Below are 12,577 nucleotides of genomic sequence, written 5' to 3'. Positions count from 1 at the left end.
AACCTTACCCGATGGAAGGGGGTGCTTCGCCACCCGGTTGGGCGGCGGGTGATCACGTGGTGCGGCGTGGCGGTCGGGGGCGAGGGCGGGGGTGGGCTGGATAGGCTGGGGCGGCGGACGCCCGGTGGGGCACGCCGTGTCAGTGCAGGCAGAGCATCAAGGAGACCAACACCCATGGCCGACTCCAGTTTCGACATCGTCTCGAAGGTCGAGTGGCAGGAGGTCGACAACGCGATCAACCAGACCTCCCGCGAGATCGCCACCCGCTTCGACTTCAAGAACGTCGGCGCCGAGATCAGCCGCTCCGGCGAGACGATCGAGATGAAGGCGAACGGCGAGGAGCGCGTCAAGGCGATCCTGGACGTGCTGCAGAGCAAGTTCATCAAGCGCGGTCTGTCGCTGAAGGCGTTGGACACCAAGGAACCTCAGCTGTCCGGCAAGGAGTACAAGATCTTCGCGGACGTGAAGGAGGGCATCTCCCAGGACGATGCCAAGAAGATCGCGAAGATCATCCGGGACGAGGGCCCCAAGGGCGTGAAGGCCCAGGTGCAGGGTGACGAGCTCCGGGTGAGCTCGAAGAGCCGCGACGACCTGCAGACCGTCCAGGCCCTGCTCAAGGGCAAGGACCTGGACTTCGCGGTCCAGTACGTGAACTACCGCTGACCCCCGAGGGGCGGCGGACCGGCGACGGGGCGGCCCCGGTCGCGAGCTGCGGCTCGCGACCGGGGCCGCCGTCGTGCGGGCGGGCGCCGTCAGTGGGGAGCGACGACACCGGGCAGGGGGCGGGCCTGAAGGAGGGCCTGGACCTGGGCCTTGAGGAAGGCCAGCTGGTCCGCCGGCGGGACGGTCGGGGTCGCCGGGGGGTCGACGGTCGGGGGCGGGACGGGGGCCGTCACCGGCGGGGGTGCGGGCAGTTGGCCGATCAGGGCCTGAACAGTCGCCTCCAGCGAGGCGAGGAGTTGCTGGAGGGGCCCGAGGTCGGGCGCCCCGAGCAGCGGAGCGACGGTCGAGAGCAGGCCGTCGACCAACTGGAGGACTCCACCGAGGGCGGCCGTCGGATCGGGGACCGCGGGAGCGGCCGGGACGGGCAGGGGGAGGTCGACGGGGACCGCGAAGGTGCTGACGTGGGCGGGGGCGACCGCGGCTCCGTTGCCGGCGGCGGTGGCGGAGGTCGCCGTGGCGACCGGAGCCAGCACAAGGGCTGCGGTCAGCGCGGTGGCCATCCAGGTGGCACGCATGGGTGATGCTTTCCTCTCGGTACGAATCAGGCGAAATGCCTGATTCACACCGTGGGGCAGGCCAGTTGGCCCAGCCACCGCGTGTACGCCGAACGGTGCACGACACGCGGCGACCGGCGGCGACACGCCGTCAGGCGGTCGGCGCCGACCGCTCCCCGGGGTGACGGGTCAGCGGGCCGACGCCCAGGAGGCCGTGCTGCGGTGCTCGCCGAGGCCGACGGCGTCGAACTCGTCGCGGTGGGCGGCGTCCTCCACCCGGGCCCCGAGCCTGCGCAGGACGCGGGAGATCGGACTGCCCTCGGGCGGCGTGGGTTCGAACTCGCCACCGGCGAGCGGGCCGAGGTCGAGCCGGCCGTCGGCCCAGACGGCGGCGCGCTGGGTGCCGGTGCCGCCGAAGAAGTTCGCCTCGACGCAGGCGATCGGGCCGGCCTTGGACCAGGCGGCGAGCCTGCGTTCGAGGCCGTCCGGGAACCAGGCGAAGCCGACGGCTCCGGTGGTCGCCGACTCCTGCCCGCCGAGTCGCAGCGAGGCCAGGAAGGCGGGCGTCGCCGGGATCATCGCCAACCCCTGGGCCAGCGGTCGGGGGCGGGCCGCCGGAACCTCGGCGGCCGCCACTGCGACCAGCTCCGCCGAGCCGATCAGCGCCTGAAGTTCGTATGACATTCAGTCATCCTGAACCATGGCACTGACAGTGCGCCCGGCGTTTACGATTCCGTGCCCGGCCGGGTACCGCTTCGAGAGCCGGCCGGCGGGGGACCGGCGGCCTCCGGCGGATCGGCCGTCCCGGCCGGGACGGCTGCGTCCGGCCGGACCCCGTACAGCAGGGCGAAGGCGGCCACCTCCACCGCATCCGCCGACGCGCTCTGCCCTTCGGCGTGCAACTCGTCGAACACGTCGTTGAGTTGGGCCCGGACCCGGACCAGCCGCTCGGGGCTGAGCCGCAGCGTGACGTGCGAGAACAGACCGGGGAGGCCGACCGAGCCCTCCTGCGGGGTGGAGAAAGTCGCCCCCTCCGGATCGGCACCGCCGTCGTCCTCGGGGTCCACGGCGGCGCGGTCGCCGACCGGTACGACCGCCGGCGGATCCTGATCGCCGCCGACGGCACCCGGCTGCTCGCCTCCGCGAGCGTCCCGCCGGCGATGGCCCTGGACCGGCCGACCCTCGTCCGTACCCTGTCGGTGACCGTCGTGATCGGCGCGACCGTCGCGTACAGCGGTCCGGTCCGGCTGCTCGCGGTGCGCTCGGTCGTCCCGCCCTAGCAACTGAGGCAGGCGCCGGCGCAGGACGAGGCGCGGATGAGCGGCGCGGGGCCGGTCGGGCCGCCGCCGGCGGGGGCACTGTTCGGGCCCGGCCGGGGCGCACCGTACGTCGGGACGGCGCTCGCCTCGCTGCTCGCGCTGGCCTCGGCCCTGCTGGTCCGGTTCCCGAACCGCCCGGGAGCGGCGGACGCCCCCCGGCGCAGGACTCCCCGGAGAAGGACGGCGGTGCCCTCGCCGGCTTCCGCTTCCTCGCCGCCAACGCCTTCCTCCGTCCGACCCTCGCCCTCGTCCTGGTCCTCGACGTGGCGGCCACCCCGATGCTGCCGCCCCGGTGATGGTGATCCCGCGCGGGCAGGGTACGTCGAGCGGCGGGATCGGGCCGGCGCTGGCCGGGTAGGCCGTCGGGGCACTGGCCGGCGCGTTCCTGGTGGGCCGGCTGCACCGGCTGGCGGGCCCCGGCGGGCTGCTGCTCGCGGTGGCCTGGGTGCCGGTCCCGGCTGCCCCCGCCCCACCCGCCGGTCCACCGCCTCGCCCGACCACCGGTACACCGCCCCACCGGTCCGCCGACCCGAAAACCGGACGGCGGGCCGGCCGCACTCCTCCGCCCACCCCTGAGAGTCGATCACCCGTGCGGGTGCACGCCGCATGCGGCCTCACCGGCAACCGGGTGAACTGGCCGGGTACGGCCCGCCCCGGGGCCATCCCCGGGGCGGGCTGCTGGAACCAGGCCCGCCGAACCAGACCCGCCGGGCCCCGAGGAGGACTGATGAGTTCCATGGACGTGCCCTCGTCCGGTCGTGGCAGTCCCGGTACGGGCGGGCCGGGAGGAACGGGACCGGGCGGAGCGGGTCCCGGAGGCGCCGGCACCGGCCCGGCCACCCGGCAGCGCACCGGCGCGGTCGCGACCAGGCTCGCGAGCGCGCCCCGGATGTCCTGGCTGACGCTCGCCCTGATGACGACCAGCTCGGTGGCCAGCCTCCGCTCCGCCCCGACGATGGCGGTCTACGGCCTCGCGTGCGTCTTCCTCTACCTCCTCCCGGCGGTCGTCTTCCTGCTCCCGACCGCGCTGGTCTCCGCCGAGCTGGCGTCCGGCTGGGAGGGCGGTGTCTACCGCTGGGTGTCGGAGGGCCTGTCGAAGCCGCTCGGCTTCCTGGCCGTCTGGTGCCAGTTCGCGATGACGATCTTCTACTACCCGTCCCTGCTCGCGTACGTGGCGTCGACCATCGCCTACGTGGTCAACCCGGCGCTCGCCAGCAACGGCCTGTACACCGCGATCGTGATCATGGTGCTGTACTGGACCGGCGTCTGGGTCTCCTCGCGCGGCACCAAGGCCGTGGCCGGCCTCTCCTCGATGGGCCTGGTGATCGGCACGCTGATCCCCGGCGTGCTGCTGGTGGTGCTCGGTCTGGTCTTCCTGGGCCAGGGCAACCCCTCCGCCGCGCCGATGAACGCCGCGCACCTGTTCCCGCAGTGGACCGGTCTGGCCAGCCTGGTGCTGATCGTCAACAACTTCCTCAGCTACTCCGGCATGGAGATGAACGCGGTGCACGTCTCCTCGCTCCGCGACCCGGCCAAGGAGTTCCCGCGGGCGATGTTCACCTCCTCCGGGATGGTGCTGGCGATCTTCATCCTGCCTGCGCTGGCGATCAGCTGGGTGGTGCCGTCCAGCGAGCTCAGCCTGACCGCAGGCGTGATGCAGGCCTTCGACTCGTTCTTCCAGTACTTCCACATCGGCTGGCTCACCCCGGTGATCGCGGTGGCGCTGGTCTCCGCCTCGCTCGGCGGCATGCTCACCTGGCTGGCCGGACCGTCCAAGGGCCTGCTGATGATCTCCCGGCAGGAGGGCTACCTGCCGCCGTTCCTGCAGCGGCTCAACGGGGAGGGGGTCCAGCAGAACCTGCTGGTCACCCAGGGTGTGGTCACCACCGTCATCGCCCTCGCGTACGCGCTGATCCCGAACGTCTCCAGTGCCTACTGGATCTTCTCGGTGATCACCACGCAGGTGTACCTGATCGTCTACCTGCTGATGTTCACCGCCGCGATCCGGCTGCGCCGCACCCAGCCCGACCACCCGCGCGGCTACCGCGCGCCGGCGCTGGTGCCGATCGCGGTGACGGGTCTGATCGCCTCGGCCGCCGCGATGGCGATCGGTTTCGTCCCCTCCTCGCAGTTCGGCAGCGGCTCGGTCTGGTCGTACGTGGTGATCGTCGGCGGCGGTCTGGCCCTGCTCGGGCTGGTGATCCCCTACCTGTTCCTGCGGCTGCGCAAGCCCGAGTGGCGCTCGCCCGACGCGCAGGCGGAACTCGCCGAGGTGGAGGCCGCCGAGAGGTCCTCCGCCGAACGGTCGGCCGCCGAGAGGTCGGCCGGCAACCGGCCCCACGACGGCGGACCGGCGGACCACGTCGGCCCCGGCAGCACCCACGACGACCCCCGCGGACCCGACGGACCCGGCACCGGACCCGACGGCGGGCCGGGCGGACCCGGCACCGGACCCCACGGCGGACCCGACGGACCCGGTACCGGCGGTACCCCCGGAGGTGCGTCATGACCCGCAGCCTGATGGCCTCCCAGCACCGCTGGATCTACATCGGCGCGATCGTCCTCCTGGTCGCCATGCTGGTCACCGGCCTCCTGACCTACTCCCAGCTGCGTTCCACCAACGAGGCCAACCGCAAGGCCCAACAGCTCTCCGAGGCACTCGGCGCGGCCGGCTACCCGGTGCCCTCCCAGAGCCAGATCGTGCACACCCTCGGCGAGGACGGCGGCGCCGTCTGCCAGGACCCGGCCGACTCGCTGACGCAGGCGCAGTGGAAGCACGGCATGTCCAACGGCGCGGGCGGCCCCGGCCAGCGTCCGGTGCTCTCCGACCGCGAGGTGATCCTCGCCGAGACGATCGTGCTCTCGGTCTACTGCCCGGACAAGCTCTCCGCCATCAAGGACAAGATCGACGACCTCAAGCTCCACGACACCGTGCGCAACTGACGCCCGACAGCGCCGGCCACCGACCCGCCGGCCACCAAGCCGCCGGCCACCGACCCGCCGGCACCTGAGCCGCGCACCTGAGCCGCCGGCAACCGGCCACCGACCCGCCGGCACCCGGCCGGACCCGACAGCCGGCCGCCCCACCTGCCCCGGAAGGAGCCGAACCCATGACCGACGAACTCGCCGGCCGGATCGCCGCCCTGATGCCCCGCGCCAAGGCCGACCTGGCCGAACTGGTCGCCATCCCCTCCGTCGCCGACCCCCGTCAGTACCCGCCGGAGAAGTGCCGCCAGGCCGCCGAGTGGGTCGCCGCCGCCTTCGGTGAAGCCGGACTGCGCGACGTCCACCTGGAGGAGACCCCGGACGGGAGCCACGCCGTGGTCGGCCACCGTCCGCCCCCGCCCGGCGCACCGACCGTCCTGCTCTACAGCCACTACGACGTCCAGCCCCCGCTCGACGACGCCGCCTGGACCTCCCCGCCGTTCGAGCTGACCGAGCGCGAGGGCCGCTGGTACGGGCGCGGCACCGCCGACTGCAAGGGCAACATCGTCATGCACCTCACCGCGCTGCGGGCGCTCGGCGACGACCTCCCGGTCGGCATCAAGCTGGTCGTCGAGGGGTCCGAGGAGCAGGGCACCGGCGGCCTGGAGGCCTACGTGCCGCCGCACGCGGGCGAGTTGCACGCCGACGCCCTGCTGGTCTGCGACACCGGCAACGCGTCGGTCGGCGTGCCCACCGCCACCACCTCCCTGCGCGGCCTCACCAACGTGGTGGTCACGGTCGCCACGCTCAAGGGCGACGTGCACTCCGGCATGTTCGGCGGTCCGGCCCCGGACGCGCTGGCCGCGCTGATCCGCGTCCTCGACACGCTGCGCGACGCCGAGGGCGGCACGCGGATCGACGGCCTGGACAGCACCGGCGGCTGGAGCGGCGTCGGCTACGACGAGCAGCAGTTCCGCACCGACGCGGGAGTCCTGGACGGCGTCCGGCTGACCGGTTCCGGCAGCGTCGCCGACCGGCTCTGGGCCCGCCCGGCCGTCACCGTGCTCGGCATCGACTGCCCGCCCGTGGTCGGCTCCGCCGCCGCCGTCCCGGCGACCGCCCGGGCCCGGGTCAGCCTCCGCGTCCCGCCCGGTACGGACCCGCAGGCCGCGCAGGAGGCCCTCGTCGCGCACCTGAAGGCCGCCGCGCCCTGGGGCGTGCACGTCGAGGTGGCCCCGGAGAGCACCGGTTCGCCGTTCCGGGCCGCCACCGGCGGGCCCGCGTACGCGGCGCTCGACAAGGCCGCGCAGGAGGTCTACGGACGACCGCTCTCCTTCCTCGGCCAGGGCGGCTCGATCCCGCTCTGCAACGTGTTCGCCAGGACCTTCCCGGAGTCGGAGATCATCCTGATGGGCGTCGAGGAGCCGCGCTGCCTGATCCACGCGCCCAACGAGAGCGTCGACCCCGGCGAGATCGAGCACATGGCGCACGTGGAGGCGCTGTTCCTCAAGCACTACGCCGACTCGCCCAGGCCGTAACGGAGTTGACGCCGGCCCGGGCGGTCGAGCCCCGGCCGGACACCGCACCCCCCGGACATCGACCCCCGGACATCGCACCCCCGGACATCGCACCCCCGGACATCGACCGCCCGGGCTCCGACCGCCCCGGAGCGCTCGCCCCGGAGCGTTCGCCCCCACCAGGAGACCTCGCATGCCCCGACCCTTCACCACCGAGGACTACCGAGCCCGCCTCGACCGGGCGGCCTCGGCCGCCACCGCCGCCGGGCTGGCCGGCCTGGTCGTCGCCCCCGGCCCCGACCTCGTCTACCTGACCGGGTACCAGCCCACCGCGATCACCGAACGCCTGACCGCCCTCGTCCTCGGCGCCGGGCACGAGCCCGCCCTGATCGTCCCCGTGCTGGAACGCCCCGACGCCGAGAAGGCGGCCGGCGCCCCCGCCGTCCGGCTGCTCGACTGGACGGACGGCCAGGACCCGTACGCCACCGCCGCCCCGCTGCTCGACCGGGCGGGCCGGTACGGCATCTCCGACAACGCCTGGGCCATGCACCTGCTCGGCCTCCAGGCCGCGCTGCCCGGCACCGGCTGGACCTCGCTCACCGAGACCCTGCCGATGCTGCGCGCCGTCAAGGGCCCGGACGAGCTGGAGCGCCTCGCCGCGGCCGGCGGCGCCGCCGACGCCGCCTACCGGGGCATCCTGGAGGTCGAGTTCGCCGGGCGCCGGGAGACCGACGTGGCCGCCGACCTCAGCGCGCTGCTCATCCAGTACGGGCACAGCCAGGTCGACTTCACCGTGGTCGGCTCCGGCCCGAACGGCGCCGACCCGCACCACGAGGCCGGTGACCGGGTCATCGAGTCCGGTGACACCGTCGTGCTGGACTTCGGCGGTCTCAAGGACGGCTACGGCTCCGACACCACCCGGACCGTGCATCTCGGCACCGACGTCCCGGCCGAGGTGCGGAAGGTCCACGACGTCGTCCGGGAGGCGCAGCAGACGGCGTTCGAGGCGGTCCGGCCCGGGGTGAGCTGCCAGGAGATCGACCGGATCGCCCGACGGGTCATCACCGAGGCCGGGTACGGCGAGTACTTCATCCACCGCACCGGCCACGGCATCGGGATCACCACGCACGAGCCGCCGTACCTGGTCGAGGGCGAGGAGCAGCCGCTCGTCCCCGGCATGTGTTTCTCGATCGAGCCGGGCGTCTACCTGCCGGGCCGGTTCGGGGTGCGGATCGAGGACATCGTGACGGTCACCGAGCAGGCCGGGCGGCGGTTCAACAACACCCCGCACGAGCTGGGCATCGTGTCCTGAACCTCCGGGGCCTCGAACCTCCGGGGCCTCGAACCTCCGAAGCCCCGGGGCTCCCGACCGCCCCGACCCCGGACCGCCCTCGCACCCCCGCCACCGAACACCCGTGCGCCGGAAGGGCCGGGTGCACGAACACCCGAACGACCGGGACCCCGCTCCGCGGGCCCGCCGTTCCGCCGCACGGGGCATTTCTGAGGTCTACCTGAAAGGACGGCCGTTCGCACCGAGAGTTCTCCAAGAATGCCTTGCTAGCTTCGACCGGCATGACCAGAATGCTGCGACCGGCGCCGCCGTCCCCTCCCGCGAGCGCCGGGCGGCTACGCCCGGCGACCGGCACCCGGAACGGCGCCCGCCCCGGTGCCCTGTCCCGGATCCGGCTGCTGGCGTGGCCGCTCTACCTGCTCGCCCTCCTCTGGTACGTCCGCGCCTACGGGCTGCCGTACTCCAACGACGTGGTGTTCCTCTGGCTGATCGGCGCGCTGCTGGCCGCCGCCGTGCACAGCGGCCACGGCCCGCGCGGCTTCCTGCTCGTGCTGCGCGACTGGGTGCCGGTGATGGCCGTCGTCTGGACGTACTCGCTGCTGCGGGGCTACGGCGCGCACACCCCGTGGGGCCCGTACCTGTGGCCGCAGCAGCGGGCCGACGAACTGATCGGCCTGGGTGAGACCCTGACCGTCCGGCTCCAGCACGGGCTGTACACACCCGGCTCGCCGCACTGGTACGACTACGCGGCGGTCGCCGTCTACATGTCGCACTTCTTCCTGGTCTTCGTGGTGCTCGCGGTCCTCTGGCGCCGTCGCCACGACCGGTTCCGGCACCTGCTCACCTGCTACCTCGCGCTGACCTTCGCCGGCTTCGCGACGTACATCCTCTACCCGGCCGTCCCCCCGTGGCTCGCCTCCCAGGAGGGCCACCTCCCGGCGCTGACCCGGGTGGTGTCGGACGTGCTGACGGAGAGCGGGCTCCCCCGGGCCGGGTCGATCTTCGAGAACGGCAGCCGGTTCGCCAACGACGTCGCCGCGATGCCCTCGCTGCACTCGGCGTACCCGGCGATGCTGCTCTTCTTCTTCTGGCCGACGGCCGGCCGCCGGCTGCGCATGCTGCTGGTCGCGTACCCGCTCGCGATGACCTTCACCCTGGTGTACGGCGCGGAGCACTTCATCGTGGACGTCTTCGTCGGCTGGGCGTACGCGGCGGCGGTGGTGTACGGCGTGCAGTGGCTGCGGACACGGCGGCGGGCCCGGTCCCTGGCGGCGACCCGCGCGGCGGTCCCGGCGACCGCCGGGGCCGGGTCGGCGGCACCCGCCCGGACGTCGGCAGGGGTGGCGGGCGCCCCGGCGGCCGGGGCACCGGCCACCACCGGCAGACTGGACGAATGACCGAGACGCCCGACGTGGAGAAGCCCGCGCGCCCGACGAAGCCGACCGCGGAACAGCTGTCCGCCGCCCGTGACACCACCATCGAGGACGTCTCCGCCGACGGCCTTCGGGTGCTGTTCTGCGGCATCAACCCCGGTCTCTGGTCGGGCGCCACCGGCCATCACTTCGCCCGTCCGGGGAACCGCTTCTGGCCCGCGCTGCACCGCTCGGGCTTCACCCCGCACCAGTTCGGCCCGGACGAGCAGCGCCGGCTGCTCGACCTCGGGCTGGGCATCACCAACGTCGCCCCGCGCGCCACCGCCAAGGCGGACGAGCTCACCGCCGAGGAGCTGCGCGAGGGCGGCGCCGCGCTCACCGCCCGGGTGCTGCGGCTGGAGCCGCGGGCCCTGGCGGTGCTCGGCATCGGCGCGTACCGGACGGCGTTCGGGCGGCGGACCGTGACGATCGGACGGCAGGAGGAGTCGATCGGCGGGACCGAGGTCTGGGTGCTGCCCAACCCCAGCGGCCTCAACGCCCACTACACCCTGGACGCGCTGGCGGCGGAGTTCGCGAAGCTGCGCGAGGCCGTCTCGCCCGCCCCGGACCCGGGCCCCCGCCCGGAGGGAGCCTGACCGGACGGGGCACCCTCCCCGGCCGCCCTCCCGGTGGGCCCGTCACCCCCGGAGGAACCGCAGCACCGCCAGCACCCGGCGGTGCGACTCCTCCGCGGGCGGCAGGTCCAGCTTCATCAGGATGTTGCCGATGTGCTTGCCCACCGCCGCGTCCGACACCACCAGCTCCCGGCAGATCGCCGCGTTCGACCGGCCCTCCGCCATCAGCGCCAGCACCTCCCGCTCGCGCGGGGTGAGCCGCTCCAACGGGTCCCGGCGGCGGCGCAGCAGCTGCCGGACCACCTCCGGGTCGACCACCGTGCCGCCCGCCGCCACCGTGGCGACCGCGGCGACGAACTCCTCGATCTGGCCGATCCGGTCCTTCAGCAGGTAGCCGACGCCCGAGCCGTCCCCGGAGTCGAGCAGCTCCGCCGCGTACGAGTGCTGCACGTACTGGCTGAGGACGAGGACGGGCAGTCCCGGGCGGCGTTCGCGCAGGGCGACCGCCGCCCGCAGTCCCTCGTCGGTCTGGCCCGGCGGCATCCGGACGTCGGTGACGACGAGGTCCGGCGCATGCGCGCCGACCGCGGTCCGCAGCGCCTCGGCGTCGCCGACCGCGGCCACCACCTCGTGCCCGAACCGGGCCAGCAGGCCGACCAGCCCCTCGCGCAGCAGCACGCCGTCCTCGGCGACCACGATCCTCAGCGCGCCGGTTGCCTGCTCGTTCATCGTCCTGCTCCTCCGTCGGCCGGCGCCGCGGACGGGGCCGGGGCCTGGGCCGGGGTGCAGGGGATCTCCACCCGCACCAGGGTCGGTCCGCCGGGCGGACTGCTCACCGTCAGTGTGCCGTCCACGACCGCGACCCGGTCGGCCAGCCCGGTCAGCCCGCTGCCGCCCGACGGGTCGGCGCCGCCGCGGCCGTCGTCCGCCACCTCGATGGTCAACCGGCCGCCGGCGTACCGTCCGTCGACGGTCACCGCGCTCGCGCCGCTGTGCTTGGCGACGTTGGCGAGCGCCTCGGCGACGGCGAAGTAACCGGCCGACTCGACCGGCGCCGGCAGCCGCCCGGGCAGCGCGAAGCGGGTGGTGACCGGGATCGGCGAGCGGTCGCCGGCGTCCGCGCAGGCGTCCGGCAGACCCCGGTCGGTGAGCACCTGCGGGTGGATCCCGTTGATCAACTCCCTGAGCTCGGAGAGCACTTCTCCCGCCTCCCGGTGCGCCTCGGCGAGCCTCGCGGCCAGCGGACCGTCCGGCGGCGCGTCCAGCCGGGCCAGGCCGAGCGTCATCCGCAGGGCCGCCAACCGCTGCTGGGCGCCGTCGTGCAGATCGCGCTCGATCCGGCGCCGCTCCGCCTCGAAGGCGTCCACCAACCGGGCCCGGGAGCGGACCAGTTCACCGATCCGACGGTCCTGCCCGCCCGGTGCGAGCACCAGTCGCACCAGCGCCGCGCGGGCTGCGGCCACCGCCGCCAGCGGATAGCCGAGCAGGGGCGCCAGCAGCAGGCCGGCCAGCCCGAACAGGCCCGCCACCACCGGGGAGTGGACCTGCCACAGCTTGAGGACGTTCACCTGCTCGCCGTCCAGCAGGAGCATCGGCAGCGCGGCCAGCAGGTACCCGGGGACGGCGAGGGCGAAGCCGGCCACGGTCAGGTCGATCGGCCAGAGCACGCACGCGGCGAGCAGGGCGAAGCCCAGTTCGCGCCAGGTCGCCCGCTCGCGGTAGCGCAGCCGCAGCCAGGCCGCCAGGCCCGGGCGGTCGGGGACGAGGTGCGGATCCGGCACCGGCGCGTCCGCCACCAGCCGGACCAGCCGCCGTTCCCAGGCCGCGACCGGCAGCCCGACCAGCGCCAGCGCGGCGAGCAGCGGCAACCCGACCAGCAGCACCGCCAGCACTCCGGCGGCCACCCCGGCCACCAGGAGCCCGCCGCAGAGCAGCAGCCCCGTCACCCCGGTCGTCAGCAGGTACGCCGCCGCCCGCCAAGGCGCCGACGACCGGAGGAACCCGGGCCGCGCCACCTGCCCCCACACGCCCGCCGGCCGCCCGTCCACCGGCCCGTCCACCGGCCCGTCCACCGGCCCGTCCACCGGCCCGTCCGCCACCCCGTCCACCGCGCCGACTCCCCCTGCCCCGCGCCGGTCCGGTCCGGCTGCACCAGCGGCCCACCCTAGGCACCCGGGCGGCGGGCCGTCGGTAGGGCCAGGCCTACCGTTCGCCCGCTTCGGCCCCGCTCGCTCCGGCCCCGCCCCCGCCTCGCCCCGCCCCGCCCCCGCACAGGAAGTCGGCGGGCCCGACGTCCGGTGCGGCCACCCCCCGCTCCCCCT

12 protein-coding genes are annotated in these 12,577 nt (G+C 74.4%); 7 read left to right on the top strand and 5 right to left on the bottom strand.

What is annotated here, in order from left to right; translation table 11 throughout:
* The first annotated feature begins 174 nt into the window (after positions 1–174).
* On the top strand, positions 175–663 hold the full coding sequence (locus PUR56_RS23380; protein ID WP_329885440.1) for a YajQ family cyclic di-GMP-binding protein: 489 nt from the start codon (positions 175–177) through the stop codon (positions 661–663).
* Positions 664–752: 89 nt separating this feature from the next.
* Here the strand turns inward: PUR56_RS23380 and PUR56_RS23375 are convergent, their stop codons facing one another.
* From PUR56_RS23375 to PUR56_RS23365, 3 genes are all read right to left on the bottom strand, one after another.
* A complete protein-coding gene (locus PUR56_RS23375; RefSeq protein ID WP_329950352.1) occupies positions 753–1,238 on the bottom strand; it encodes a hypothetical protein in 486 nt (161 codons plus the stop codon).
* Between the two features lie 168 nt (positions 1,239–1,406).
* Positions 1,407–1,901 carry a hypothetical protein gene (locus tag PUR56_RS23370; RefSeq protein WP_329950351.1) on the bottom strand — a complete coding sequence of 165 codons (495 nt, stop codon included), beginning with the start codon at positions 1,899–1,901 and terminating at the stop codon, positions 1,407–1,409.
* A 41-nt stretch (positions 1,902–1,942) separates the two neighbouring features.
* Positions 1,943–2,284 (bottom strand): hypothetical protein, encoded by a 342-nt coding sequence (locus PUR56_RS23365; protein WP_329950350.1) that lies wholly within the window; start codon positions 2,282–2,284, stop codon positions 1,943–1,945.
* Between the two features lie 979 nt (positions 2,285–3,263).
* On the opposite strand from PUR56_RS23365, the gene PUR56_RS23360 reads away from it, so the two are divergent.
* From PUR56_RS23360 to mug, 6 genes are all read left to right on the top strand, one after another.
* Positions 3,264–5,045 carry an APC family permease gene (locus PUR56_RS23360; RefSeq protein WP_329950349.1) on the top strand — a complete coding sequence of 594 codons (1,782 nt, stop codon included), beginning with the start codon at positions 3,264–3,266 and terminating at the stop codon, positions 5,043–5,045.
* Complete coding sequence (locus tag PUR56_RS23355; RefSeq protein ID WP_329950348.1) at positions 5,042–5,479, top strand: hypothetical protein; 438 nt, start codon at positions 5,042–5,044, stop codon at positions 5,477–5,479. The genes PUR56_RS23360 and PUR56_RS23355 overlap by 4 nt, the downstream gene beginning before the upstream one ends.
* Positions 5,480–5,646: 167 nt before the next feature.
* Positions 5,647–6,999 (top strand): dipeptidase, encoded by a 1,353-nt coding sequence (locus PUR56_RS23350; RefSeq protein WP_329950347.1) that lies wholly within the window; start codon positions 5,647–5,649, stop codon positions 6,997–6,999.
* 172 nt (positions 7,000–7,171) lie between these two features.
* Positions 7,172–8,290, top strand: coding sequence for an aminopeptidase P family protein (locus PUR56_RS23345; protein WP_329885447.1), 1,119 nt, complete (start codon positions 7,172–7,174; stop codon positions 8,288–8,290).
* A gap of 260 nt (positions 8,291–8,550) precedes the next feature.
* On the top strand, positions 8,551–9,666 hold the full coding sequence (locus PUR56_RS23340; RefSeq protein WP_329950346.1) for a phosphatase PAP2 family protein: 1,116 nt from the start codon (positions 8,551–8,553) through the stop codon (positions 9,664–9,666).
* Positions 9,663–10,277: a G/U mismatch-specific DNA glycosylase gene (mug, locus tag PUR56_RS23335; RefSeq protein WP_329950345.1), complete on the top strand. Its 615-nt coding sequence runs from the start codon at positions 9,663–9,665 to the stop codon at positions 10,275–10,277. The genes PUR56_RS23340 and mug overlap by 4 nt, the downstream gene beginning before the upstream one ends.
* A gap of 42 nt (positions 10,278–10,319) precedes the next feature.
* Here mug and PUR56_RS23330 read toward each other — a convergent pair whose 3' ends face one another.
* Positions 10,320–10,985, bottom strand: a complete 666-nt coding sequence (locus tag PUR56_RS23330; protein WP_329950344.1) for a response regulator transcription factor — start codon at positions 10,983–10,985, stop codon at positions 10,320–10,322.
* Positions 10,982–12,364: a sensor domain-containing protein gene (locus PUR56_RS23325; RefSeq protein WP_443034550.1), complete on the bottom strand. Its 1,383-nt coding sequence runs from the start codon at positions 12,362–12,364 to the stop codon at positions 10,982–10,984. Before PUR56_RS23325 ends, PUR56_RS23330 begins: the two co-directional genes overlap by 4 nt.
* Positions 12,365–12,577 lie beyond the last annotated feature (213 nt).

Source organism: Streptomyces sp. BE303 (genome assembly GCF_036290945.1).
Lineage (GTDB): Bacteria > Actinomycetota > Actinomycetes > Streptomycetales > Streptomycetaceae > Kitasatospora.
This window is presented reverse-complemented; position numbering and strand designations above follow the sequence as displayed.